Raw genomic sequence first — 25,435 nt, 5'->3', positions numbered from 1 at the left:
GGCCTGGTAAATACGGGTTTTTTTCTCCATACCCAAAATACGGATAGCTTCCAGCAAACGCAGCGTGCCTATACCATCGGCATTGGCCGTGTACTCCGGGGTATCAAAGCTCACTTTAACATGGCTCATGGCACCCAAGTTATAAATCTCATCGGGCTGTACTTGTTGGATAATACGGATCAGATTAGTCGAATCGCTTAGGTCGCCGTAATGAAGCACTAATTTAGGCTGATCCTCATGCGGATCCTGGTACAGGTGGTCTATCCTGTCGGTATTGAACAAGGAGCTACGGCGTTTAATACCATGTACTTCGTAACCTTTTTCAAGTAGTAATTCGGTTAAGTAGGCCCCATCCTGACCCGTAATTCCTGTTATTAGTGCTTTCTTCATATTATACGTCAACTTTCGCTTTTAGTAAACTTTAATTAATTAATTGAATTGGTGATGCTGGCTCTTTTAACACGTTACCAATAAAAGCCTCCATTACATTATCAATATTAAGGTATTTTAATGCATACTCACGTGCATTACCTTTTTTTATTTCTGTAGTACCATGGTTTGCCTGAATATTTAGGATAGTTTCTGATAAAATCCTATAATTATCAGGCTCTATAATATATCCCACATCATGCTTGTTAACTACGTTATATAAAGATGTACCCGGCGAACATGTTATAATACATGCTCCGCCAACAGCTAATATCGTAGTTAATTTTGATGGCATTACCAAATCACTGGCATTAGCTTTTTGCAAAACCAAATGCAGGTCGGCCAAATTTAAAAATTCATTAAATTTATCCTTGTCCTGTACTGGTAAAAAGCTAATATTACTTAAGCCATGTTCCTGGGCCATTGTAATAAGCTTTTCTTTGTACGGACCAGATCCACAAATAATAAATTTAATATTTATTTGATTACGTAGTAGATCTGCCGCGTAAATAATATTTTCTAAACCTTGTTTTTCGCCGATAGCACCTGAATATAATATGATCAGATCCTCGGCCTTGTAACCCCACCTGGATTTTATAATTTCCCTGTTAGGAATTGGAAAAAAATAAGAAGTATCTGCCCAATTGGGGAAAAACAAAACATTTTTATCCACTTTAGCCCTAACCTTTTCCATCATACCTTCTGAGATGGTACTAATATAATCGGCTTTTGATAGAATATTACGCTCGATATTATATAACTTATCCAGTAATTTATTACTGGACAGCATATTCAGGTCTTGAGCAGCTTCAATTTGCAGATCTTGAATATGGTATAAAAGCTTACCACCACTGTAATTTTTAATCATTAAACCTAAATAAGCTAAATGAAATGGTGGTGCAACTGTAATTATCAAATCAAACTTTTTAGATGATAGCAACAGCTTAAAAATTATCCAGGATTTAAAAAACCAAAACGATACATCTTGCACCATACGCCTTTTACCAGTTGGCTTAGCAGGAATGTAAGAAGGACACCTATATATGGTGATTGCAGAGCCTGCCTCTGCGTATTCAATTACCTCTTTCTTATACCATCTATTATTATATGGTTGTTGCACCTTCCAATGAGGGTAGTAAGGAAATGTTGTTACAACAGTGCAATTACAACCTTTCTTTGCTAACCATTCCATCATTTCACCGTTATATTTACCAATGCCGGTTGGCTCTGGCGAAAAATTATGGCTTATTAATAGAATATCTTGGGTTTTCATTAAGGTTAATACTTAATTGATGACACTTTTATAGAATAGATGTGAATATATATAAATTTTAAAACAAAATTAAAATTACAAACCATTATTTGCAACTTCAATAAAAATTAACCCATAATGATACAATTATTTTAATTTAAAATTAAAATAATTGTTCTAAATCTTCCATCTGTTTTTAACAAATATAGCAGGGTTACCTTTAACTATAATATTACTATCCAAATTTCCTGTTACTACACTTGATGCTGAAATTACAGTATCATATCCTATAGTTACTCCTGGCCCTATAAAAGAGCACGCTCCTACCCAAGCTCCATCTTGTACAGTAATTGGTTCATTGCGGTATGACATTGCCGGATCTTTATAATCATGATTGCCGCCACATAAAAATGCTCTTTGTGAAATACATACATTATTTCCCAAAATAACTTTCTCGAAATTTAAAATATAAGCTTCCTCACCTATCCATACATCATTACCTATTTCCAGTTTCCATGGAAAGTGAATATTTACGCGTGGTTTAATAACAACACCTTTACCCACCCTGGCACCAAACAAATTTAATAGCTTTATCTTCAAAAGGTTAGGATAAGGTAACGCGCTTAAAAAAAACACCACTTTTGTTAGGTACCATAAAATTTCTTTTAAACTTCCTGCCCCCCTATCAAAGCCGGCCGCTTTAAAATCACCTAATTTAACCCGCGAAACCGGAGTAGTATCTACGCTCATTTAATTAATCTTATCTTTTAATTTCTCCTCTTCTATAAGGCGTAAGGCCAATAGCATTTCAACCATAGTACGCTGCAAGGTATAGTGCCAGCCAATCCAACCATCAAATATTAAACCCTTTACAAATAATGAATAAAAGAACACCATGAATGGTGCTAAAACCTTGTTTTTACGAATTTTAGCACTGAAACCAATTTTACTTTCATCTGCTGTGAGTAGCTTATTACACTCCTTTATCGAATAATTATCCTGGTTACTTAACCAGCGACTTAACGATTTACGGTCATCATGTAAAATGGGCTGCTTAAATTTTCCCGTGGTACCGTTCACTTTTAAGCGTTGTGTATGGCCGTCATCATAATAAATGCAGTCGGCTTTTTTAAACAGCACAGGGCGAGGCGTGGTATTATCTTTACGAAGAGGTTTGCCGAATACTAAAAATGTAAAGTCACATTCGTAAGCTGATTGATCGTCGGCTTGTATAAACTGCTTAATTTCTTCACAAAACGCATCAGTAAGCACATAATCGGCATCAAGGCTTAGTATCCATTGGGCATCGGCCAGCGATAAACCGTAATTCCACTGGTTGGCATGAGTATCAAAAACACGTTGCTTCAACAATACATTCGGATAAGAATTGGCTATAGCCAACGTAGCATCAGTACTGTAGCTGTCAATAATTACTATTTTACCTATCCATTTTAACCGGTCTAAAACCCTGTTTAAATTAGGCTCTTCGTTTTTGGTTAAAATAACCGCCTGCAGCAGGCTGGCATTCATGCTTTCCATATATGTTGTCCCAAATATAACAGATTTACTATTGTAACTTTATTGATATATTAAAACGTGGATAATTATTTACCAATTATATGCTCATAGCTTGCTACATAACTATCGATCAGGATTTTTTCTGAAAAATTATCTTCTATTATTTGCCTGCCATTTGCACGGATCTGAGCAAGTTTGCCGGTTTGAGCCTTTGCGTCGGTTAAAAGCTCTGCTATGTTGTTTACATCAAGTGTGCTTATCCAACCCGCGTTTTGCTTGGTTACAAAATCGGCCAGGGCCACGTCTTCAGATATCAGCACAGCCGTTCCCACATGTAAAGATTCGATAACTACATTGGCAAAGTTTTCGTTAAGCGATACCAATACAAATAGATCGGCCTGCATTAATTCTGTAAACTTCTCTTCACGCTTTTTCCAGCCCAGCCATTCTATCTTGTCTGCAATAGATAAATCGGATGCCAACTGTTTTAAGCTGGTCATGTAAGTTTCATCGCCATCGCCAGCTATTTTGAGCAGCACGTTAAAGTTAAGCCGACTAATTGCTCTAAATAAAAGGTCCAACCCCTTTTTAGGATGCACACGCGATAGAAATATGAGTGTAAAAACCTCGTTAGGATGATGTTGAACAGGTATATCGGGCAGAGAGATAATATTAGGCTGAATAAATCCCTCCCATGCCGGAATCAACTCACGACACTCCCTGTACTCTGCTTCAGCGGTAGCATGAAAATAACATTTTTTCAATAAACTACGCCCAAAAAAATTATGCATCAGCTTTTTAGCCTTACTACTGCCCGAATTAAAAATGTAATGACTTAGCATTCCGCGTGGGGCAATAATTACTTTAGTTCCTTTTAACAAGCAAATTTTAGCGGCCACCATTACTAAAATATTCCACCACGAATGGATGTGGATCACATCATAATCATTAGCTGCCTTATACAAATGCGTCCATAAGGCAGGCGATATATGGGTAGGATCTTTGGTAATACGCTTAAAATAAGTAACCTGTACCCCATCAACATCAACGGTTTTGCCTGGCACTACATCCAGTTCAGTCGGTCCGTTAGCAGTAGTGGTATATACATGTACCGTATGGCCGGCTGCAACCAAGCCTTCGCACAACCGCGCTACCGACTCAATAGGGCCGCCATATACGTAAGCCGGTTTGTAGGAAGGTACGATGTGCAGAATTTTCATGTATTTTTTGAATTTCCTAATTTAATGAACTTAAAATACTTAGGTAAATAGCTTCAATTTGCGTAAGCGCTTTTGATGCATCAAACCTGCTTGCGTTATTAAGACCGTTCTCGATCACTTCCCTTCGCTCTGCAGGTGATAATTTCATAACTTTGTTTACAATGAGAGCGGCGTTCTTTGCCCATTTTGTGGCATCGGCACCGGCCGCTTTACGCGGTATGTAAAAAGCCGCACTTGCACCAACCTCCGTCATAGGTGCATCATCAGTTGTAATAACCGGGCAACCCGAGGCCATGGCTTCGGCAATAGGCCATCCAAAACCCTCGGCCAATGAGGGAAACAAAAAAACGCTGGCACCATTATAAGCCTGTTTTATAAAAGCATCGCTTTTGCCAATCAGGAAGTGTATATTATTTTTATATGGCGATCTCTCAAACTCTTCCATCAAATTAGCATTAGGATTAGCTCCAATCATTAATAGTGGCAATACGCTTTGCGACATGTTGCGCCATTCGTTGTAAATTTGTATAATCCCGGATCTGTTTTTATACCATTGGTTACCGCCTATATGCAATAAATAGCCTTGTAATACATCTATGCCAGTATCTTTATTTACCTCATTTCGCGCTATTTGAATATCGGCCACGTTAAAACTTTGGTTTAACCCATTATACACCATTTTAGAAAAAACCGGTGTATAACCCATCAGCACGTGCAGATCCTGACGCGTTTTATTAGATACGGAGATAAAATTTTTACCTTGCTGGTATCCTTTACGAATGTATTCCTGATATTTTTTACCCGAAGCACTCGTAGGGTTTTCGGGTATTTGTCCTAATCCCGAACGCTGTGCCAAAAAATCATGACAATGAATTACATGCGGCCGGTTAGCAACCAGCGGTATCCAAGGCCCAAGAGCCTGATCGGTAAATACAAAAAGTGTATCGGCAGGATAGGTTTTTAAACGCTTGGCTACCTGTGCCGGAAACCTAATATACTGATCTATATACCCCATCCATTTTTTAATGCTGGCAGGTAATGGTAATTTATAAAAGAATGCCTGCGGCGTAAAAACCTCGGTAATATGACCACGTTGCTGCATACCTTGTTTTAACATTGTTGCAAAACGCGGCATACTTTGCGAACCTAAAAAAGGTGGGTGGGTGAAAAATACAATACGCATTACCAATTATGTTTGAGATATGGCCATAGGTTTAGCAGCAGCCTTTTTAGGCCGCCTCGGCAAACGAAGCGCCGCCAATTGTAAACCACCTATCATAACAGTAAAACCAAGTGATGTAGGTTGTTTCCATTGTGCCTGTGGAATATTTAACAGAAACACACTCAACAAAATCCAGGGCAGCAAATTCCCTGCGGCTAATTTGTTATAACTTTCCTTAAGCATTTGTATAGAAAAGCCAAGCCGTATAATGATTACGCCAAACCCCAGTATTAAACCCTGTTCCCAGGCAATTTTAGCCCACTCTCCTTCCGGAGCATACGTGTAGCCAAATACTTGTGAACCTAAGTTGGTACCTAAACCTATTCCATTACCAAAAAACGGCTGATCGGCAGCCCCAATTATCGCGCCTAACAATCCCCCCAGATACCTGTCCAGCAATACAGATTCTACACCACCCTCTGTAGCATTCGCACCATCAAATCGAGCCATAAAAGCCCCGGTTGCCGTTTGAAACATACTGGTTTGACTTAATATCATAAATACGAACACGATACCCACCCCTGCGCCAAGTACGCGTTTAATATAAGCAGGTTTTCGCGATACCGCTATTACTGTAAATGCCGCTGTTACAATGATAGAAAAAAACAAGGCGCGGCTGATAGAGGTAGGAATAGATGCCAGCAAGGCGAATGTAGATGCTAATAAGAGCAGACGGTTTATGTTTTTGGGATACAACCAAAAATACATTATAAATGGAGCTAAAAAGCTAAAAAATAAAGTATTACCATTAGTAAAAGAGAAAGTACCAGGAGGACGGAAGAAACCCATAGCCCCGCTAAAACCAGCACCGCCTTCGTCGCCGCCAACACCACGGTTTACAAAGGCCGATTGCGGGCTAAAAAACTGTAGTCCTACCAATACGATCATAGGCAGTGATATCCATACGGTTACCTTACCAATCTTTATAACGTCTTCTATAGTAAAAACACGGCCTATAATAAATATAAGCGGAAAATGAATAACCAGGATACGCGCGCCGTATAAGGCAACTCCAAAATTTCCGTGGCCGAGTGTCATGGCTGTAAAAAAGCTCAAAATGCCTATTATGATCATAAATTTGGCATACATGTCTTTTATTAAACCCCGTTGATTAGCCAGTACAATAAGGTATATAGCTACCGGGTCACGAATAATTAGTATGGGGCCAGATGCAAAAGGTAAAATCCATTTCCGTAGCGCACCTTCAAATATTAACAATAAAAAGTAAGCCCATATCACCTGCTTCATGCGCAGATTAGGATCCTTTTTCGCAGCTACAAACTGAGGCTGTTTAGACCTGGGGGCTTCCCTTGTATCTATACTTATTTCTGAGGCAGACATTTGTTCTTAATATATATATCCATGCTTACTTAACCCAGACGTACTCAATAACTTTATAAAGATAACCATTTTAGTTATTAGCCGGTTATTTGTGCCATATTACGTGCTATGGTAGCATAACTGTATTCATTTACAATTTGTTGCGAAGTAATGCTCCAGCTTAACTGCTGCTGGTATAACAGTTTATTTAGTTTAACAGCCAATTCATCAACGTTTGCTGTTTCAAATGTATATCCATTAACACCCTCTTTAACTAAATCACCGGCACTTCCCGTTTGATCAGATACTACCAGCGGTAAATCGAAATTCATAGCTTCATTTATTGATAAGCCCCAGGTTTCGCCAATGGTTGAGCACATTACAAATACATCACTAATGGCGTAAAATTCCGAAATTTTAGACTGGTTTATAAAACCCGTCAGTATTACCTTATTTAATCCATGTTCTTTAATCAGTACTTCCATATCGGCCCTGAGTTCGCCCTCGCCAACCATCAGTAACCAGCAATTGGGTTTGTTTAATTTTATATAAGCTTTCAGCAGATCTAATGGCCTTTTTTTGGTAATATATTTACCCGAATATAAAATCACTTTATCTATTTCGGCAATTCCCATTGATGTTCTGATCTCTTGCAACTTCGGGGCGTAACTCGCCCGTTCGGCCCCGAAGCGGTCGTTATCTACGGAGTACGGACAAAAAATTATCTTTTTATCATCAATACCATAGCTTTTATAAAACAAGCGATTTTGAGTACCAATGTTTAAAAAGTAATTTATACGTGGAAACAGCAGGTATTTTAAACCAAGCTTTTTAAGCGATTGTTTCCAGCCAGTTTTGAGCATTTCTTGGTTTTGCGGCATCTCACAACGTAAACAAATGGTATGGCCTAAAGCACTGCCTGTAAGCAATACTATTAAATGCGAAAAATAATGCCAGCCATGTACAATGATGACCGATTTAGGCATGCTGAAAAGTCGCTTGATCATCCCTAAACTTATGAGCCCAAAAAAACCGTTAAAGTGCGATGGTTTCCAGGAGTAATTTTTAAAAAACTCATATTCATAGCCTTGTAACAGAGGAATATCCCACTTTACTTCGGCCCCAAATTGTTTATCCATACCACCTTTAATAGATTCATCGGAACCATACCAGGCCTTGGTTTTAACACCATGCTCGTTCAGGTACTTATATAAGGGGGCAAAGTACTGTATAGGATGCGAATTAATAAATATGATCTCTTTCATAAATCGTGATGAATATGCACTTACGACTTCATTTCTTTAGGTCGCTTTAATGTTAAAGGCCATTCAAAATATTTAAACAATAAGGCCGATACAATAATGGTAATGAAGAGGCCAAGAACTTTTGACATCAGATTGCCGAACAGATGATGACGAACCGGATCCATTATCCTGTAAACGGTAAAAAGAATAGGGATGTGGCTAAGATATATGGAATAAGACCATAGGCTTAAGTTTTCGATACCTTTTAAAATGAAGGCCGGTGTTTGAACAGGAGGTTGCCATATACTTATTAACGGCAAGGTTAACGATGCTCCTAAAGGCACTACTAATAGCAAAATAGGATCCTGGCGCAGCTCTTCCAAAGTTAAATGAAAACCGTATGCAATAATCACAGGCATTAACGTAAATATAACTCCAATGGCAAAGGTAATTTGCTTTTTAACAAGGCTCGAAGGCTTAATTACAAAAAAGTAAGCTACGGCAATACCGCACGCAATGGCATCTACCCGTGTTAACGTTACTGTACGTATAGAGTCGCCATCACCTATGGATATCAGATAATAACGGATAGCTGCACAGCCAACAAAGAATGTGATTAGTGTTAATATGAAAGATGCAGCCTTATTTTTAATAAGGCTGCTGTAGGTAAACAACACCACCGGAAACAACAGGTAAAGCCATTCTTCGATACATAAGCTCCACGATACACCATAAAAATCCCGGTTACGGGTTAACAAATTTTGGCCGAACCATAAGTATTTGCTGAAACTGCCTATGCCTGGTAAAGTATGATAATAAAAATAGCTGAATGCCAAACTTACGATGATAAACAAATAGTAGTTAGGGAGGGTGCGCCACCATCTGCGCGACCAAAAATTAAATACATGCGAGGTGGTCCATTGTGAAGTACCTGCAAAGTTGCGCCACAAAATTTGACCTATCAAAAATCCGCTCAATCCAAAAAAAATCTCTACTCCCCAAAAGCCAAAAAATTCATTCGTTTTTGCAAAGTGGGCTATTAATACCAGGCAAATGGCAAATGCCCGCATAAAATCAAGGCCAAAGCTTCTGTTGTGAGGGTTCATGTATCTTAAATATTTTCTATTATTATCTTATTTGCATAACGGCTTGCGCCAGTTCGTTTCCGTAATCATCCCACGATCTTTTACTTGCTGTTTCCATAGCGGCACGGCCAACATCGGCTATGGTATTGCGATGGTCGAGCAGGTTCTGAATAGCATCCTGCAAGGCTCTTGTAGAACCGGCTTTAACAAGCCAGCCATTTTTCCCATGTTCAATAAAGTTAGGGCCTATAGTTCTGTCGGTGGTAATAACGGGCGTGCCTTGAGACATAGCTTCGGTAATTACCAGCCCAAAGCCTTCAAAAAGCGAAGCAAAGATCAACACATCATGTTCCTGCATCAACTTCAATATACCATCGTGCGATAAGCTTGGAATCCAGCGGTGCTTAGTTAAGGCAAGGTTTAGCGGAACACATTCATCGTTCTTTTTGCTGCCCACTACCGTCAATTCCACATGCGGCCCAATGGCATCAACCGCGGCAAACAGGTCTGCTATTCCCTTGCGCTGCGATAAGCCACCTACAAACAACAGTTTAAGCGGTTTATTAGCTGTGGGGGATGAATATTCCCGGTTTACGGCCACTTCGGGGAAACCGTAAGGAATCACTTTAATGGGAGCCAGTTTACCCGGATATTCTTTAAGGGTTGTGGCAGTAAAATTACTGGCAACAAAGATCTGATCGGCTAATTGCAGTTCTTCATCTTTCCGTGCAAGCTTTTCTTCCGAATCTTTAAGGCCGGTAAGTGTGGGGATCCATTCAGGCCAGCGCTCACGTTCTTCATCCAGCAAGCGGTGGGCAGAGCGCCAGTATCCTATAGGCAGGTCGTACAAACATGGTATCCCCAATTTCTTAGCTTCTAAAAAGGTAGACAAAACAGTATCTTCGTAACCGTAAACTGCTGTAGCGCCCTTTTTTACCGCAGTTTTAAGCTGCGAGGCCACATACCTATCAAACTTATTTACAATAGTATTAATATAAAAAGGTGCTGTTGGCGGAACCGTTAATGATGATATTCCTGATTTAGTAGCTATCATACGCCCCAGTTCTACCCATGGCCACATTTTGGTGTAAGGTTGCAAAATAGTATCGTGTTTACGACGCCTTATTTCTGATAACGGACCAAACTTACTGATGATATCTAATACATTGCCCGGGAATACTGCCAGTGATACATAGTAATAAGCAAGCAGATGGGCACGGGCAAACCCATAGGCTGCAGCCTTTACATTAGCATTACCGGTAAGTTGTGATATAACTACTTTCATACTTTATTTTGATCCCTTAGCTGCTTTTTCAACTATATCTAAATATCTTCGTGACACAATATTGGGGTGATGATTGGCCAAATGGTTAGCTGCTGCCTGGCGTAATTGCTGTTCGAGATCGGGATCTGAAAACAATTTTTGCGCACCTTCAACCAGCGCGTTTACACTTCCACGTTCAACAATTAACCCTGCATTTCCAACCGCGTCGGGAAGTCCTCCGCCCTCCGATACAATAGGCAGGCAACCGCAAGCCATACCTTCCAGGGCAACATTACCAAAGGGTTCTTCCCAGGTTGATGGTACCAACAGGTATTTGTGCTTATTCAGGCATTCTACTAACTCTTCTCCACGAAGCGATCCGGTAAATATTACCTGATCCTGTAGCTTCAACGTTTCCACAAGGGTTTTCAAATTTGCCTCCTCCGGGCCATTGCCTATAATAGTAAGGTTATAGGGTTTACTATTATTGGCCGATAGCTGCTGTAAAGCTTTAAGGGCTATATCGGCTCCCTTATCGGGTACCAGGCGTCCCATAAACACAAAATCGCTCTCACGCGGCTCGTTGCTCAGTATCCTGAATAAGTTTTCGCGGTACGGGTTACCAATAACGGTAGCCTGCGGCCAGCAACGCTCTCTAACCGCTTCGCTGATAGCAATTACAGCTGATGAACGTTTAAGCCAGTACATCTTCATTTTATCCTGCCAGGCCATGCTGCCTTCGTTTCGGTTTACCCAGGTACGCAAGGCAACTACAATAGGCTTATTAAAAAACATAGCCGGCCACGATAAACGCAAAGACGGATTATTTTCAAATACGATATCGGCATAACGGTGCTCTTTAAACAAAACAGCGGTTTTAGGCTGCCTGATCACCGTAAAAGGAAATTCCCTTTCGCCGCTGCTCGCTGTCCAGGTGATCATCCTAACTTCGTGCCCGGCCTTGTGAAAACCCAACGCCAAAACTTCGGAGTTAACTTCTATACCACCAATATCCGGGTAAAATTTGTGGGTTATAAAAAGTATCTTCATTATTTGAATGGCGAAAATCTCCGGGCCGTTTTCTGCACCCAATCCAACATATTTATATTTCTCGATAGCTCAAATTCCGGTTTTATGGGTGCGGTTTTGTTAGCATCCAGTTCTATGCTCCACTCATTCACTTTACTTTTTAGCTTGCCTATTAAATGAATGGCTAAAGTATCGGGCTTGGGCCCGGTAAAGTTTTCACGGCATGCAAACTCATTTTCTTTAGGCGAATACGATTTACCTGCCTTGCCAAAAAGTAAAGACCAGCAAGTCTGCTCGCTCAACCAGGGCATGTGGCGTACATCGGGCAAGCCGAGGTAGTGATCCACAAAATCCAGATCGTAGTCTTTCAAATCAAAAGAAAAGTAACCCGAATTGAACCGGAGTGGCATTTTCCAGTGGTATTTTAATAAGCCTTGACTAAGCTTAACCGATAGCTTAATGGCATCTGTTCGTAAATAGGTATTTACATCCCTGTTAAAGTATCCTTCACAATCTTTCAGGTATATAATATCCGAATCGGTAAAGGTGATGCGGGTAGCGTCTTTAGCGGCCAGCAGAGGTATATCCAGCATTTTAAATGCCAGCGGAAATTCACCGCGGTATTTAAGGCAGTTTTTGTAATTAGCCAGTTTACCCAAAATCTCCTCATTACGCTGCGCCAGGGTCACAATTCTAATACTGGCCGATAGGTCACTCAGCAACGCGACATCATCGGGGGTAAATGTTCCATCATCAAATATATTGAGCTGCTGCTTAGGCTGGAGCGCTTTTAATATACCAGGTAACGTGGCTTGCGCCATAGGTATATCACGCTTGCATAGTAAGGTATAAACAGGTTGCTGCATGCTACTAATTATTTACTAATTGTATTATAAATTGTTGCGCTATTGATGGCAGCAATCCACTATAATTTTCATGATCCTGATTTCCGGCTTCTTTTAAACTGGCATGTATCAGGTGCTTTCTAAAACCATAATCAACCGGTGACTGGTCTGTCCACTTGGGTAACCAAATAGGTAAACCATGTTCCAGCATAGCAACCGCCGACCCGCTCTTACCTAAAAAGTATGCTTCCGATCTTACAATGCCTACCGAGCAATTGTTGAGTAAGTTGCTTAGTTCGGGAGTTTCTAAAAAACCCATATCTCTAACCTGTCCACCATAAAGTGAAAGTTTCTCGATCAATATATTTTTAAATACATCCTTAGCTGGCGAATTACCGCTTACCAATATCACGTTCACTGGCTTAACCGAGCTTTCGCAAAAAGCCACCAACCCGGTAATTACCTGGTTTAAATATTCGCTGCGTGGCGGGCCACCAAAGTATAACATGTTTGCAGCGCCATGTACAATACCATTTGGCACTGCGCTTGCACCCGTTCCCGGACTTATATTACCAAACAAACCTAATACAGAAGATGATGCGCCAATTGCATTTAAGCGTTGTTGGTTATAGTTAATAGTGGTGTTCACCACATTTGGTTTTAAAATTTTAAGGCCTCCATATATAGCTGCCTTTTGCAACAGCTTTACTATTTTTTGGCTAAAGCGTTCTGTTTTATCGAGCCAGACCTCATGAAAAAGCACATGCCATTTCGCTTCAATTTTTAGAGCCGCAAGCTTACTAAATAACTTAAACGGAACCCCTTTAATATGAAAAGAATAAGGCACAAACTGCAAACTTATCCACTCAGGTTTAAAATTCAGTAAATGTGTTTCTAACAAACTATATCGTTTTTGTTCTGCAACAGCGGCTGGAATGCGTAGCACCGGTAAATTATTACCATCGGCATTCTGCGTTTCATTGGTGATAGCTTTTAAATGCCGGTCATTAAGGGCTATAGCTATTACCTCATTCCCTAATCTAATTAGTTCGCCTGCCAGCCTCCGCGTGTAATCTCCTACACCGTCGTGTCCTGGCTGTAAAGATCCGCAGATGATAGCAATTTTCATATTATGTTCTTTGTCCTATCTTTTTTGCCGGTATACCCGCCCATATTTCGTTAGCCGGTACATTTTTGGTTACCACGGCTCCGGCTGCTACAATTGCACCATCACTAATTTCTACACCTTTAAGCACCACCACATTACAGCCTAACCACACATCGTTACCTAATTTTATTTCTTTTTCGGCACCATGCTGTTTTAGCATTAAGGTACCTAAAGCCGTGCCGTGGTCATGATCAATAAAACGGCAGCCCGAAGCTATTAAGGCATGACTACCGATTTGGATTCCCTTGCGGATATTGAACTCGCAGCCCAAACCAATAAATACTTCATCGGCTATTTGAATAGACGGTCCCGGTTTCCAGATACCGTCGAACTTAAAGATAATACCACTCTCTAATCTGCAATGGTAGCCCAAAGCAACCTGATGCGGCCAGGTAACAAATATTCTTGGCAACACTGTTAATTGGCCAACCTGCATACCTCCCAGCTTATACCATGCTTTACGCAACCAGTTTACCGGACGCTTTGCATAGCGCAACCGTAAAACAAATAATGTATGCTGAAACGTTTTTAGCATGTTGTTTTTAGTGTATTACCTATCTTGAACTGTAAAATTTACCTATAAAATTAGCAATATCCATACTCAGCTTACGCCAATATACTATGCTATTTGATTGTGATGCTATAGGGCTGCTGGCATGTGTCCAATAATCGCGATCGGTTAAACGTGGAGATTTACCCTTAAACATACTTTTTAAGGGTGTGGCTTTCCACGGCTTTGGCGACCCTAACGCATGCGACATTTGACGAGGCCCCGGTTTAAAGGCCATGCTCTCCTGTCCTATAAAACTGACATTACCATCCCAGGCCTCTACTGCTGCATTTAAGGCATCCTGATCTGTTTTAGAAAACGGTGTTATGCCCTGCTCCAGTTGTTTTATAAAATCAGCCTTACTGTTAAAAGCCGACCTGCTTAAACCACCAATGCTATGTGCCATTGCTTCCTGAACTTTTCTCCAGATTTCTAAAAACGAAATATCATTTTTATGAACACCTGCAAAGCCACCATTAGCATACACAGGCTCCTTAAAGTTCAGTGTAATATGATGCCGTTGAAAGTAGTTACGCCAGGCAACCCTGCGCGGATGAAACTTGGGCAAAGGCGAATTAACATCCTCGCACAAAGCCACGCCGCTTCTAATCCAATCCTCAAAAAAAGCCCATTTTGAAGTAACTATAATATCCGGATCAAAGTACACAATACCTTCGGCATTACTGGCTACACCAGCCCAAAGCTTCAGCATAAAATCGGGCTTATAGTTGGTTAAATGGTAATCGGTATCAACTATTGGAAGAAAATGCAGTGTTAAATCGCCAACAACGGCAAAGCTATGACTGCCCGGCCAATCGGTAAAATTGGCGCTTTTTGCATTGCCTGCCCAGTGTGGTAAACTACCCCTGTAACCGGCGTAAACATCGCCACGGAATCCCTGCTTATATAACGAGTTTACAATAGCAGCAACACCGTAATGGTAATGACCTTCAAAAAGCGTACAAATAACAGATGCCATTTTTATGAATATTACTATTATCAACCGCTATTTTCCCCGGGCAGCAGCACTTAGTTTATGATCTTACTTTTGATAGAGCTGTTTGATACACAGATCAATTAATTCCACCGTATTTTTTTCCCACGAATTTATTTTTTCACTTTCAACCTTTACGGGCCTAAGCGCTTTAGTATTTCCACCAGCCAAATCGCCGGTTGAAAGGAAGGTTGAGCGGTCTACCCCAAGTTCTTCAAGCATTCGCTCGTTTTTACTGGCATAAGCAATGGGAGATAATTTAACACCCAACTTTAAAGCAAATATGGTAGCATGAAAACGGGTAGCTACAATCCAGTCGGCAGTAGCCATATACTTGATCATTTTATCAACTTCCGAATGATAAGCATGGTGCTTAACAGGCAAGCCTTCTAAAATGTGCATGGCATAATCTCTATCGGCCGGAGTAAAAGCAATGCTCTCCACCACATGTCCTTGCTGCAAAGCTTCGTTTACCAGGTCGCGTATTATCTGCTTGTACGATTGATGCATCAGGTCGAAGTTCTGGTACAGTTCGGGCCGTTCGGCACGATAACGCTCTACGCTGCTTATTACACCATCTTTTATATCGGCATACAAAGGCACTACATTTACTAGCATTTTCTTTTTAGTCGGTGATTGTGCTTTGCGCTGCATTTCACAATAATCATTAATGAGTGAAAAGGCAATATCCGGGTGGTTATATACCACTTCCCGACCGGTAATTTCTTTTAATTTATCAGCCTGCACCTTGCTTCGGCCGCTTACAAAAGCTGCATTCCTGATCAGATCAAGGCAATCTTGCGGATAGGAGGTTTCATTAAAATCCACACCCAGCAATGCTACGTTCTGGTAATTACCTTTATAGCGTTTAGCTACCCGGCTCAAAGAATCGGCATAACCTACCGCTCCTCCTCCTACGATAGCCTTTTTAGCTAAAGGCCATTTCTCCAAGTTATAAATAGTTTGCAAGCCAGAACGTATATGGTTAGCTGTTAACCTGTCTATTACTGATTTACCCAAAGCCATATCACCAAGGTTACCACCATGATAGCCTCCTATTACACCAACCGGAATGGGAAACAATCTTTGTTGTACATTTCTGGAGATGTGCTTGATTTGATCTTTTGACAAAAACATAAGGGTTACTGATCGATAAAGGAAGGTTGCAAAAAAATGTAAAAATTATTTCTTGTTAAATTTATTCACTATAGAATCAATCAACGATTTGTTTTTAGTTTCTTGTTCGCCGTAATAACTATAATCGTAACGGTAACCGTAAGAAAGTCCGGAAGTATCTATTGAGTTAAAAATTACGTTAAGGTTCTTAAATATTCTTTTGATATAGATCTCGTTCAGCAAGCTGATATGATCTTTACGGCTAAAGTTATGCCTTACCAAAAAGAAGGTTACATCGGCATACTTACCTAATATTTGAGCATCTGTTACCAGTCCTATTGGCGGTGCATCAATTAAAACATAATCGTAATCTACTTTTAATGCTGTAATTAATGCTGACAGGTACGAGTTCATTAGAATTTCGGCAGGGTTAGGCGGAATGGTACCACTCTCAATCATGTAAAAGTTTTCCTGCTGTGGTATTTCCCGTATAACATCTTTGTAATCAACTTTACCAATCAAATAATCAGATAAGCCTATTTTTTTCTCTAAACCAATTGTTGACAGTAGTTTAGGCTTTCTTAAATCAAGTTCTAAAATTATTACCTTTTTACCTGTACTGGCTAAACTGGCGCCAAGGTTTAAGGAAATAAACGACTTACCTTCCCCACTTACCGTTGAGGTAAATAAAATAACCTTACAACCATTACCCGGAACTAAAAAATCGAGGTTTGTACGCAGTGCCCTTATTTGCTCGGCAACAATTGAGCGGGGCCTGGTTATAATTGTTAAAGCACCATTATCATCAGATTGTGAAATTTGCGCAATAATAGGTACCCGGGTATTTTTGCTGATGTCTGATTTACGTCGTATTTTATTATTCAGCATATCTTTAATAAAGATTACCCCTACTGGCAAGCCCAAACCAATGGAAATAAATATTAAATAAAGTGTAGATACTACCGGTTTTATAGGTGTACCAGAACTTCGGGCCGGATTAATTACCCTACTATCGGCTGTATTTGATGCAAGTGACAAACCTGTCTCTTCACGTTTTTGCAATAAAAAATTAAATAAGGCATCTTTGATGTTCTTGTTTCTCATAACATCCATCAGCTGACGCTCTCTTACAGGTACCTGCTTTAAATCAGCCTCAAACCTGCTGTTAACTTTTTCTACCTCTCTACGGTTAAGTACCAAACTACTCCGTAAGGTTTTTATAGCCTGCCTTAACGAACTTTTAAGTGATACAATTTGATCATTAATAGCACCTACTATAGGGTTAGTTTCAGGTATTGTTCTTAATAAGCTTTGCTTTTGAAGCTTTAAGGTGCCCAATTGGTTTACCATTGCGGTAACTGTATTATCTGTCATACCTAACATCGACGGCTGCACAATATCTAAATTATCTGGTGTAGCCAAATAACCTTCTATTTGTTTAAGCATGGTAAGCTGCAGATCTATATCCGTAACTTTTGTATCGTTTCCAGTAACCTTTCCAAATATCATCGAAGCTTCGCTTCCAAGATCGGTAATGTTATTATTCGACTTAAATTCCTGGACATTTTTTTCTTCTGCCCCTAATTCACCCTGAAGAACTCTTAAACGCTCATCAATAAATGCAATTGTATTGGCTATATTCTTGTTTTTATCGCTAATTGCTTCGTCAATATATTCATCTACAACTTTATTTAAAAAATCTTCGGCCCGTGCAGGTACGGCATCTTCAACAGCAAGCACCAGCATATTGCTTTGCTTACTTGTAGGGGTAATTATTAATTTATTTATATATTGTTGCGCAATGCTTGGTATTGAATTAAATGTTACAAAATAAGGTTCTTTAAAATTGAGATCAACAGGTTTAACCACAATTACGCCGGCGGGTGTGCTCGTAGGTTTATTAAAAGGCACTTTTTTTCCTTCAAACAAAACGCCTTGATTATCAAGCACCTGTACAGACCAGTCTTTGGTGTATGTTTTGGAGGATGCAACAAGAAGATCAATACTTGCAGGTTCATTTTTGTAAAGTATTCTTTTACTTAAACGACCTTTACTGTAATACCCTGTTTGTAAACCAAGCTCTTTAATTACTTTTTCAACTAAAGTGTTCGACCTCATGATGAGGATCTCATTTTCTACTACGATATTAGGAGGTGTAACGCCTAATTCATCTAATATGATCTTATCTGTAGATTGCTTGGTATCCTTAATTAAAATTTGTGTTTGGCTACGGTATTGTGGTACCTGCGATTTTACATAAAAGTACCCGATAATTGAAAAAACCATCAGAGATAGCAAAAACCATTTCCAGTACTTTAGATAGCCAAAAATTATTTCTCCAATATTACCCTCACTATCACTGATAGTTTCCTGGATAGATGAGTCGTATAATTCGTCGTCAGTATTCATTATTTACAATAGGTTTCGGGCTCACGCCATTACAATACTCGGGTAAACAGCGCTAATGATAAAGTTATTATACTTGCCACAAGAGGAAATATTTTAAAAAAAGAATTGTTCTGTATCGCTTTTCCAGCAGATGGCTCTACATATACCAAATCGTTTGAACGCAAATAATAATATGGCGATTTATATAATTCGCGTGTATTAAGATTTACATGCCCGAACTCTTTTTTTCCATTATTATCGCGAATGATTAAAACATTATCACGCCTGCCAAATGCCGTAAGATCTCCGCCTAAACTTATAACTTCGGGCAGGGTTACACGCTCATTAGGTATAGTGTAAACGGCCGGTTTACTTACTTCACCCAAAAGTGTTATTTTATAATTTATAACTCGTAAAGTAAGAGTAGGCTCCTTTAAATATTTGGTAAGACTATCTCTGATTACAGCCTTTGCCTTTAAAGTTGATAAACCTGAGAGTTTCAAACTTCCAATTAAGGGTAGCTCTATATTTCCATTTTCGTCTACTAGATAGCCGGGGGCTTCCTGCGTATTAATAGCACCTGCTGCATTTACTGAACTCCCAGAGGATCCGCTGCTGCCGTAAGGATTAAAAAAAGTACTTGCTGCCGAACTTAATGAAGTAACGTTAATAGACAATATGTCTCCGGGCTGAATTATTGTAAAATTAGCTTTAGGGATTGCAATAGTGTCGGGTTCGTTTACAGATACTTTTTGAAATAGTGTTAATTGTTTAACGCTTCTGCACGATGAGAATAGATATAAGCAGCTTAATAAAAGTATAAAAATATGGAAATCTTTTTTTTTCATGTAAAGGAGAAAATTTGTATATATCTATTGTATAAAAACTACAATAATTACGTCCGCATTCATTGCTGTATTGTATCTTTTTAAAATTTCAACTATGCATTCGTAAAATTTTAAAACTATATCTTAAAAGAACAAATTTTTAAATTGAATTTATTTGTGCATAAAATTAACGAATTTTTAAATATAATTTATTTTTATTGAATTATTAATAAAATAATTAGGCTTGCCCCATTGTACCACCAAAATTTAACGGAAAGCCGGCATTTTCCGGCTGTATCTTAATACGGCCATTTACAGCTTCATACTTTTCAACATTATCTTCCAGTGCCGATAATAATCGCTTGGCATGCTCCGGGGTTAGTATGAGCCTTGATTTAACCTTTGCTTTTGGCACACCAGGCATCACCCTAATAAAATCTATCACAAATTCGGCATTAGAATGTGTAATTACAGCTAAGTTGGTATAAATCCCTTCGGCAATATCTTCAGTGAGTTCTATATTTAATTGGTTTTCATTTATTTCTTCCATGTGGCTAAATTACAAAGGGTAAATCCTATTTAAAGAATTATTTACTTTTCAGGCGCTTTAATATCTTATTCTTTTTTATTCTGATATATGATAATCCTGAAATTTTGTTTAATCCGTTATAAACTATTTTTCTCAACCTTGTTTCTGTATCATCAAAGGAATATATCAGATCTTCGATAGATTTGGTACCAGTAACCTGGCCATCCGAGTAGTGCAAATGACTGATCGTTCGTCCTTTCTGTACCTCATGTATAATTTGAAGGGGGTTTTTATAGTCTCCAGCCCAGGAACTCAGCCAATTTTGCGGTGGAGTGCAAAGGTTTAGTGTTTTCCAATTACCCAATATTATGGCTACATGCATCAATGCCTGGTCATGCTTTTTAGGAATACCGGGATTTTTCAAAAACCATTCTACGGCACTAAAAAAATCTTTTACTTGCTTATTGTTTCTTTTAATGGCAAAATGCCCTGCAGTTATCGCCCTGTTTAATGCTTCGGGGCCAAAGGCATGCTCAACACCATCGGGTTGTATAAAATTATATTTACCCTTGGTTTTATACTCTTCATCCGCGTGTACAAACTCATATTCTTTTAAATGCTCAAACATCAACTCCCAGTTACATAAGGCTACTACATCGTTATCTGAATATATAAATTCGTCCCACTCCCCATACCATGCTAAAAAACGGTACAAAAACCCAAGCGGGCAATCACTTAACACGCTTCGTAATTCATCAATCAATTTTTGTCCGTCAGCAGGAAAGTCACTGGCCAATGCCAATGTAGCGTTTTCAAGAATATATATTGATTGAAGTTGATCTCCACCAAAATGAATAACCTTAATAGGAAGCTTACAGCCAGATTGACGAATGGAATAAATCAGATTTTCACACAGCTGTTCGCTTTTTTTATTGGCAACCAGGTATATCCTACGCTTTAGTGACATGTAAACATTTTTCTCAAAAATAAGTATATATCATATATATACAAGTACTATACAACAAAAAAGGCCACCCTTTAAAAGGATGGCCTTATGTAATTATTTTAATTACTTATGCTTCTACATCTTCAGTTTTTGAAGCCATCAGGCGGTCAAATTCTTCTTGAGAACCTACGCGGATGTTATCATAAGCGCGTAAACCGGTTCCAGAAGGTATTAAGTGACCTACAATAACGTTCTCTTTCAAACCTAACATTAAATCGCGTTTACCTGCAATGGCAGCTTCGTTCAGTACCTTGGTAGTTTCCTGGAACGATGCAGCCGAGATGAACGACTTAGTACCTAATGATGCACGGGTAATACCTTGCAGTATTGGGCTCGATGTTGCAGCAATGGCATCTCTAACTTCAACCAAACGGGCATCTTTACGTTTTAAGATTGAATTTTCATCTCTTAAACGACGCAGTGATACGATTTGACCTGGTTTCAATGTAGCACTGTCGCCGGGCTCGATAACCACTTTCTTATCAAAGATGTCATCATTCTCGATCATGAAATCCCAGCTGTCAACAGCTTCTTTCTCTAAGAAACGGGTATCTCCCGGATCTTCGATAGATACTTTTTGCATCATCTGGTGAACAATAACCTCAAAGTGCTTATCATTGATCTTCACACCTTGTAAACGATATACCTCTTGAATACCATTTACTAAGTATTCCTGTACTGCGGCTGGACCTTTAATTGCTAATATATCGGCTGGCGATATAGAACCGTCAGATAGTGGCATACCGGCTTTAACAAAGTCATTATCCTGTACCAGGATATGTTTAGACAACGGGACCAGGTATTTTTTCACTTGACCATCTCTCGATTCAATAGTGATCTCGCGATTACCACGTTTTACACCGCCTAAGGTTACCACGCCATCAATCTCAGTTACCACGGCCGGATTAGAAGGGTTACGGGCCTCAAATAATTCAGTTACACGTGGTAAACCTCCCGTAATATCCCGTGTTTTACCGGTTGAACGAGGAATTTTAGCAATTACCTGACCAGTTTGTATCTTATCGTCTTCTTCAATAGCGATGTGGGCACCTACCGGTATATTATAACCTTTAATAATATCTCCGCCTTTTTCAGCTATCTGTATAACCGGATTCTTAGTTTTATCACGGGTATCAATAATTACTTTCTCACGGTGACCGGTTTGCTCATCTGATTCTTCACGGAAGGTAATACCTTCTAATACGGCATCAAACTTGGCAGAACCTGCAAACTCAGAGATAATAACGGCATTGTATGGATCCCATGAACAAATACGATCGCCTTTAGTGATCTTACTGCCGTCTTTAATATACAGGTAAGAACCGTATGGGATGTTATTAGTTACAATAACCTTGTTACTGCCTTCTTCCACAATGCGGAATTCACCAGAACGGCCTAATACTACTTCAACAGAACCGTCTTCCGCAGTTTCGAAAGGTACGGTACGTACGTTTTCAAACTCGATGATACCATCGTAACGGGCATTAATTTGTGACTCTGCCGCGATGTTAGATGCGGTACCACCCACGTGGAATGTACGCAGGGTTAACTGTGTACCCGGCTCACCAATTGATTGTGCTGCAATTACACCCACAGCCTCACCCCTTTGCACGCGTTTACCGCTGGCTAAGTTACGTCCGTAGCATAATGCACAAACACCACGTTTGCTCTCGCAGGTTAATACCGAACGAATTTCGATACCTTCCAATGGTGAGTTTTCAATGTTTTTGGCAATATCTTCAGTAATATCATGTCCGGCGTTTACCAACAATTCGCTGGTTAACGGGTCAAATACATCATGCAGTGAGGTACGACCTAAAATACGATCATATAATGGCTCAACAACATCTTCGTTGTCTTTCAACGCAGTGGTGTAAATACCTCTTAACGTTCCGCAATCTGTTTCACCAACAATCATATCCTGGGCAACATCATGTAAACGACGAGTTAAGTAACCCGCATCAGCCGTTTTCAATGCCGTATCCGCCAAACCTTTACGGGCACCGTGGGTAGAGATAAAGTACTCTAATACCGACAGGCCTTCTTTAAAGTTCGATAAGATCGGGTTTTCGATGATCTCGCCACCTGAACCTGATTTCTGAGGTTTAGCCATTAAACCACGCATACCTGCAAGCTGACGGATCTGCTCTTTGGAACCACGTGCACCAGAATCCAACATCATATAAACTGAGTTGAAGCCCTGGTTATCGTTCGATAGGATCTCCATAACGTTTGCGGTTAAGCGGTTGTTAATACGGGTCCAAATATCAATAATTTGATTGTAACGCTCGTTGTTGGTAATGAAACCCATGTTATAGTTACTCATTACTTCTTCAACTTCGCGCGAAGCCTGTGCTATCAGGTCAACCTTTTGTGCCGGGATGTTAACATCCTGCAAGTTAAACGATAACCCACCCTGAAATGCCATACGGAAACCTAACTCCTTAATATCATCAAGGAACTGGGCCGCACGTGCCATACCAGTATTTTTAACTACTTCACCAATAATATCACGCAGTGATTTTTTGGTTAACAGTTCGTTGATATAACCTACTTCTTCGGGTACATGCTGATTAAACAACACACGACCGACCGTAGTATCAATCAGTTTATTTACAATAACGCCTTCGCGTTCTTTAACATTTGCTTTTACTTTAATAAAGGCATGCAGGTCAATTTTCTTTTCGTTGTAAGCGATAATCACCTCTTCGGCAGAATAGAAAGATAAACCTTGTCCTTTAACCACACGGCCTTCATCTGTTTTACGGCCTTTAGTAATATAATAAAGACCCAAAACCATATCCTGCGATGGTACAGTAATTGGCGTACCGTTGGCAGGATTCAAAATGTTGTGTGATGCTAACATCAATATCTGGGCTTCCAAAATTGCTGCGTTACCAAGAGGTACGTGCACAGCCATCTGGTCACCGTCAAAATCCGCGTTGAAAGCCGTACAGGTCAAAGGGTGCAATTGGATCGCTTTACCTTCAACTAATTTTGGCTGGAAAGCCTGGATACCCAACCTGTGCAGCGTTGGCGCACGGTTTAATAACACAGGGTGCCCTTTCAATACGTTTTCTAAAATGTCCCAAACTAATGGATCCTTACGATCAACTATCTTTTTGGCAGATTTTACTGTTTTAACCACACCACGCTCAATCATCTTGCGAATGATAAATGGTTTAAACAGCTCGGCAGCCATATCTTTAGGTAAACCGCATTCGTGTAATTTAAGGTTAGGACCGACAACAATTACCGAACGTGCTGAATAATCCACACGTTTACCTAATAAGTTTTGACGGAAACGACCTTGTTTACCTTTCAGGATATCCGAAAGAGATTTTAAGGCACGATTACCTTCGGTTTTTACCGCGTTAACTTTACGTGAATTATCAAATAACGAATCTACAGCTTCCTGTAACATGCGTTTTTCATTACGTAGAATCACTTCCGGTGCTTTGATTTCGATCAAACGTTTTAAACGGTTGTTACGGATAATTACACGACGGTAAAGGTCATTTAAATCGGAAGTAGCGAAACGACCACCTTCCAGTGGTACTAATGGACGTAATTCCGGTGGTATAACCGGAACGATCTTAACGATCATCCATTCCGGGTTGTTATCTATACGGTTTTTGGCATCGCGGAAAGCTTCAACCACCTGAAGGCGTTTTAAAGCTTCGTTTTTACGTTGTTGAGAAGTTTCGTTAGCAGCCTGGTGACGTAAATCGTATGATAACTGATCTAAATCTATACGTTTTAACAACTCTTCCAAAGCCTCTGCACCCATTTTAGCCAAAAATTTCTGAGGATCTTTGTCGTCCAGATACTGGTTCTCCTTTGGAAGGGTATCTAAAACATCCAGGTATTCTTCTTCTGTAAGAAAATCCATTTTGGAAATACCATCAGATTCTTTGATACCGGCTTGTATTACTACGTAACGTTCGTAGTAAATAATTAAATCTAATTTTTTGGTAGGTAAGCCCAATAAGTAGCCAATTTTGTTTGGCAACGAACGGAAATACCAAATATGTGCGACAGGAACAACCAGGTTGATGTGACCCATACGTTCACGACGTACTTTCTTTTCGGTTACTTCCACACCGCAACGGTCGCATACGATACCCTTGTAACGGATACGTTTGTATTTACCGCAATGGCATTCGTAATCTTTTACCGGACCAAAAATACGCTCACAAAACAAACCATCACGTTCGGGTTTGTAGGTACGGTAGTTAATGGTTTCCGGTTTTAAAACTTCGCCACTTGAACGCTCTAAAATAGACTCGGGAGAGGCTAAGCTGATGGTGATGGTAGTGAAATTACTTTTTATTTTATTATCTTTTTTATAAGACATATTTGTTTTTTAAATGATTTAGTGGAGATTAACCGTTAAACACAGCTCCTCTTCTTGCACGTAAAAGTTAAC

Annotated in this window: 21 protein-coding genes; all 21 read right to left on the bottom strand. The window is 39.7% G+C overall.

Annotated features, from left to right (window positions below):
* A partial coding sequence (locus ACFQ3S_RS15775; protein ID WP_377161832.1) for a GDP-mannose 4,6-dehydratase occupies positions 1–390 on the bottom strand: 390 nt, incomplete at its 3' end.
* 31 nt (positions 391–421) lie between these two features.
* The gene (locus ACFQ3S_RS15770; protein WP_377166184.1) at positions 422–1,702 is read right to left on the bottom strand and encodes a WcaI family glycosyltransferase; all 1,281 of its coding nucleotides are present in this window, start codon (positions 1,700–1,702) and stop codon (positions 422–424) included.
* Between the two features lie 156 nt (positions 1,703–1,858).
* The gene (locus ACFQ3S_RS15765; protein WP_377166182.1) at positions 1,859–2,431 is read right to left on the bottom strand and encodes a WcaF family extracellular polysaccharide biosynthesis acetyltransferase; all 573 of its coding nucleotides are present in this window, start codon (positions 2,429–2,431) and stop codon (positions 1,859–1,861) included.
* The gene (locus ACFQ3S_RS15760) at positions 2,432–3,220 is read right to left on the bottom strand and encodes a glycosyltransferase family 2 protein (RefSeq protein ID WP_377166180.1); all 789 of its coding nucleotides are present in this window, start codon (positions 3,218–3,220) and stop codon (positions 2,432–2,434) included.
* A gap of 65 nt (positions 3,221–3,285) precedes the next feature.
* Positions 3,286–4,419 carry an XrtY-associated glycosyltransferase XYAG1 gene (locus ACFQ3S_RS15755; RefSeq protein WP_377166178.1) on the bottom strand — a complete coding sequence of 378 codons (1,134 nt, stop codon included), beginning with the start codon at positions 4,417–4,419 and terminating at the stop codon, positions 3,286–3,288.
* Positions 4,420–4,435: 16 nt separating this feature from the next.
* Positions 4,436–5,602: a glycosyltransferase gene (locus tag ACFQ3S_RS15750; RefSeq protein ID WP_377166176.1), complete on the bottom strand. Its 1,167-nt coding sequence runs from the start codon at positions 5,600–5,602 to the stop codon at positions 4,436–4,438.
* Positions 5,603–5,608: 6 nt separating this feature from the next.
* The gene (locus ACFQ3S_RS15745; protein WP_377166174.1) at positions 5,609–6,982 is read right to left on the bottom strand and encodes a hypothetical protein; all 1,374 of its coding nucleotides are present in this window, start codon (positions 6,980–6,982) and stop codon (positions 5,609–5,611) included.
* A 77-nt stretch (positions 6,983–7,059) separates the two neighbouring features.
* Positions 7,060–8,226, bottom strand: a complete 1,167-nt coding sequence (locus tag ACFQ3S_RS15740) for a glycosyltransferase (protein WP_377166172.1) — start codon at positions 8,224–8,226, stop codon at positions 7,060–7,062.
* A 20-nt stretch (positions 8,227–8,246) separates the two neighbouring features.
* Complete coding sequence (locus ACFQ3S_RS15735; protein WP_377166170.1) at positions 8,247–9,311, bottom strand: acyltransferase family protein; 1,065 nt, start codon at positions 9,309–9,311, stop codon at positions 8,247–8,249.
* 22 nt (positions 9,312–9,333) lie between these two features.
* On the bottom strand, positions 9,334–10,575 hold the full coding sequence (locus ACFQ3S_RS15730; RefSeq protein ID WP_377166168.1) for a glycosyltransferase family 4 protein: 1,242 nt from the start codon (positions 10,573–10,575) through the stop codon (positions 9,334–9,336).
* A gap of 3 nt (positions 10,576–10,578) precedes the next feature.
* Complete coding sequence (locus tag ACFQ3S_RS15725) at positions 10,579–11,604, bottom strand: glycosyltransferase family 4 protein (RefSeq protein ID WP_377166166.1); 1,026 nt, start codon at positions 11,602–11,604, stop codon at positions 10,579–10,581.
* The gene (locus tag ACFQ3S_RS15720) at positions 11,604–12,449 is read right to left on the bottom strand and encodes a hypothetical protein (RefSeq protein WP_377166164.1); all 846 of its coding nucleotides are present in this window, start codon (positions 12,447–12,449) and stop codon (positions 11,604–11,606) included. Before ACFQ3S_RS15720 ends, ACFQ3S_RS15725 begins: the two co-directional genes overlap by 1 nt.
* Positions 12,450–12,453: 4 nt before the next feature.
* Positions 12,454–13,557, bottom strand: coding sequence for a glycosyltransferase (locus ACFQ3S_RS15715; RefSeq protein WP_377166162.1), 1,104 nt, complete (start codon positions 13,555–13,557; stop codon positions 12,454–12,456).
* Between the two features lies 1 nt (position 13,558).
* Complete coding sequence (locus tag ACFQ3S_RS15710; RefSeq protein WP_377166160.1) at positions 13,559–14,131, bottom strand: acyltransferase; 573 nt, start codon at positions 14,129–14,131, stop codon at positions 13,559–13,561.
* Between the two features lie 19 nt (positions 14,132–14,150).
* Entirely contained in the window at positions 14,151–15,125 is a 975-nt protein-coding gene (locus ACFQ3S_RS15705; RefSeq protein WP_377166158.1) for a hypothetical protein, read from the bottom strand.
* A 63-nt stretch (positions 15,126–15,188) separates the two neighbouring features.
* Positions 15,189–16,271: a polysaccharide pyruvyl transferase family protein gene (locus ACFQ3S_RS15700; protein WP_377166156.1), complete on the bottom strand. Its 1,083-nt coding sequence runs from the start codon at positions 16,269–16,271 to the stop codon at positions 15,189–15,191.
* Positions 16,272–16,322: 51 nt separating this feature from the next.
* Entirely contained in the window at positions 16,323–18,665 is a 2,343-nt protein-coding gene (locus ACFQ3S_RS15695; RefSeq protein ID WP_377166154.1) for a GumC family protein, read from the bottom strand.
* Between the two features lie 29 nt (positions 18,666–18,694).
* The gene (locus tag ACFQ3S_RS15690; RefSeq protein ID WP_377166152.1) at positions 18,695–19,492 is read right to left on the bottom strand and encodes a polysaccharide biosynthesis/export family protein; all 798 of its coding nucleotides are present in this window, start codon (positions 19,490–19,492) and stop codon (positions 18,695–18,697) included.
* A gap of 217 nt (positions 19,493–19,709) precedes the next feature.
* Positions 19,710–20,021 carry a DUF3467 domain-containing protein gene (locus tag ACFQ3S_RS15685; protein ID WP_377166150.1) on the bottom strand — a complete coding sequence of 104 codons (312 nt, stop codon included), beginning with the start codon at positions 20,019–20,021 and terminating at the stop codon, positions 19,710–19,712.
* Between the two features lie 37 nt (positions 20,022–20,058).
* On the bottom strand, positions 20,059–20,967 hold the full coding sequence (locus ACFQ3S_RS15680) for a hypothetical protein (protein ID WP_377166148.1): 909 nt from the start codon (positions 20,965–20,967) through the stop codon (positions 20,059–20,061).
* Positions 20,968–21,073: 106 nt separating this feature from the next.
* Positions 21,074–25,363 carry a DNA-directed RNA polymerase subunit beta' gene (rpoC, locus tag ACFQ3S_RS15675; RefSeq protein WP_377166146.1) on the bottom strand — a complete coding sequence of 1,430 codons (4,290 nt, stop codon included), beginning with the start codon at positions 25,361–25,363 and terminating at the stop codon, positions 21,074–21,076.
* Positions 25,364–25,435: the final 72 nt, after the last annotated feature.

Source organism: Mucilaginibacter terrae, from assembly GCF_042679325.1.
Lineage (GTDB): Bacteria > Bacteroidota > Bacteroidia > Sphingobacteriales > Sphingobacteriaceae > Mucilaginibacter > Mucilaginibacter terrae.
Note: the sequence above shows the minus strand (reverse complement) of the source record. Positions and strands in the feature narration are given on the sequence as shown.

Bases quoted from the DNA above. Each gene is read 5' to 3' on its own strand.
- ACFQ3S_RS15770 (WP_377166184.1), bottom strand. From the start codon at position 1,702: ATGAAAACCCAAGATATTCTATTAATAAGCCATAATTTTTCGCCAGAG.
- ACFQ3S_RS15765 (WP_377166182.1), bottom strand. From the start codon at position 2,431: ATGAGCGTAGATACTACTCCGGTTTCGCGGGTTAAATTAGGTGATTTT.
- ACFQ3S_RS15760 (WP_377166180.1), bottom strand. From the start codon at position 3,220: ATGGAAAGCATGAATGCCAGCCTGCTGCAGGCGGTTATTTTAACCAAA.
- ACFQ3S_RS15755 (WP_377166178.1), bottom strand. From the start codon at position 4,419: ATGAAAATTCTGCACATCGTACCTTCCTACAAACCGGCTTACGTATAT.
- ACFQ3S_RS15750 (WP_377166176.1), bottom strand. From the start codon at position 5,602: ATGCGTATTGTATTTTTCACCCACCCACCTTTTTTAGGTTCGCAAAGT.
- ACFQ3S_RS15745 (WP_377166174.1), bottom strand. From the start codon at position 6,982: ATGTCTGCCTCAGAAATAAGTATAGATACAAGGGAAGCCCCCAGGTCT.
- ACFQ3S_RS15740 (WP_377166172.1), bottom strand. From the start codon at position 8,226: ATGAAAGAGATCATATTTATTAATTCGCATCCTATACAGTACTTTGCC.
- ACFQ3S_RS15735 (WP_377166170.1), bottom strand. From the start codon at position 9,311: ATGAACCCTCACAACAGAAGCTTTGGCCTTGATTTTATGCGGGCATTT.
- ACFQ3S_RS15730 (WP_377166168.1), bottom strand. From the start codon at position 10,575: ATGAAAGTAGTTATATCACAACTTACCGGTAATGCTAATGTAAAGGCT.
- ACFQ3S_RS15725 (WP_377166166.1), bottom strand. From the start codon at position 11,604: ATGAAGATACTTTTTATAACCCACAAATTTTACCCGGATATTGGTGGT.
- ACFQ3S_RS15720 (WP_377166164.1), bottom strand. From the start codon at position 12,449: ATGCAGCAACCTGTTTATACCTTACTATGCAAGCGTGATATACCTATG.
- ACFQ3S_RS15715 (WP_377166162.1), bottom strand. From the start codon at position 13,557: ATGAAAATTGCTATCATCTGCGGATCTTTACAGCCAGGACACGACGGT.
- ACFQ3S_RS15710 (WP_377166160.1), bottom strand. From the start codon at position 14,131: ATGCTAAAAACGTTTCAGCATACATTATTTGTTTTACGGTTGCGCTAT.
- ACFQ3S_RS15705 (WP_377166158.1), bottom strand. From the start codon at position 15,125: ATGGCATCTGTTATTTGTACGCTTTTTGAAGGTCATTACCATTACGGT.
- ACFQ3S_RS15695 (WP_377166154.1), bottom strand. From the start codon at position 18,665: ATGAATACTGACGACGAATTATACGACTCATCTATCCAGGAAACTATC.
- ACFQ3S_RS15690 (WP_377166152.1), bottom strand. From the start codon at position 19,492: ATGAAAAAAAAAGATTTCCATATTTTTATACTTTTATTAAGCTGCTTA.
- ACFQ3S_RS15685 (WP_377166150.1), bottom strand. From the start codon at position 20,021: ATGGAAGAAATAAATGAAAACCAATTAAATATAGAACTCACTGAAGAT.
- ACFQ3S_RS15680 (WP_377166148.1), bottom strand. From the start codon at position 20,967: ATGTCACTAAAGCGTAGGATATACCTGGTTGCCAATAAAAAAAGCGAA.
- rpoC (WP_377166146.1), bottom strand. From the start codon at position 25,363: ATGTCTTATAAAAAAGATAATAAAATAAAAAGTAATTTCACTACCATC.